Raw genomic sequence first — 645 nt, forward strand, 5'->3', positions numbered from 1 at the left:
GGCCTTGTTTGCTGCCGGGTCACCGTCAATTACCCAGGCTTTGGTGGCGGAGTTCGTTGCCGAGGGACACTTCGCTCGGCATATCCAACGCATGCGCCGCCTCTACAACGAGCGACGGGCATTGACCATCGAAGCACTGGACCGGAGTTTGCCGAAGGGTCTGCAGGTGGAACGCTCGCCAGGCGGCATGCACTTAGTACTGCGTTTGCCGGAGGACGTAAGCGACACCGCCCTGGCCGAGCAGGTGCTGGCCAGGGGTATGTCGGTACAAGCGTTGTCGCGCTGGGCTGCGTCATCGCAGCGTCAGTCAGGTCTGCTCCTGAGTTTTACCAACTGCGCCACGACGGCTCCAGGCGAGCAGCTTGGCGCGTTGATCAGCAAGTTACTCAGTTGAGGTTGGCCTTGTTCAGGCCGAACAGCTCATCGGACGAGCCGGGGATCGCCTGGAAGGCCACATTGAGGCGATTCCAGCCATTGATGGCGACGATTAGGAACGACAAATCCGACAGCTCCTGCTCGGAAAACTGCTCAAGCGCACTCGCATACAGGCTGTTGGAGATACCATGAGGCGGCAGTTGGGTTAGGGCTTCAGTCCACTCCAGCGCCGCCCGCTCTACTGGCGAAAACAGCCCTGACTCACGCCAT

General features: G+C 60.5%; 1 protein-coding gene and 1 pseudogene. One reads left to right on the forward strand and one right to left on the reverse strand.

Annotation, left to right across the window (positions count from 1 at the left end; genetic code table 11):
* Positions 1-394: pseudogene (locus GIB19_RS28130) on the forward strand (PLP-dependent aminotransferase family protein); the annotation flags it as partial.
* Here the strand turns inward: GIB19_RS28130 and GIB19_RS28135 are convergent.
* On the reverse strand, positions 387-645 hold a 259-nt coding region (locus GIB19_RS28135; RefSeq protein WP_446731412.1), incomplete at its 5' end, for a carboxymuconolactone decarboxylase family protein. The pseudogene GIB19_RS28130 and the gene GIB19_RS28135 sit on opposite strands and share 8 nt — an antisense overlap.

It is taken from the genome of Pseudomonas sp. ITEM 17296 (assembly GCF_028895205.1).
GTDB classification, from domain to species: Bacteria; Pseudomonadota; Gammaproteobacteria; order Pseudomonadales; family Pseudomonadaceae; genus Aquipseudomonas; species Aquipseudomonas kermanshahensis.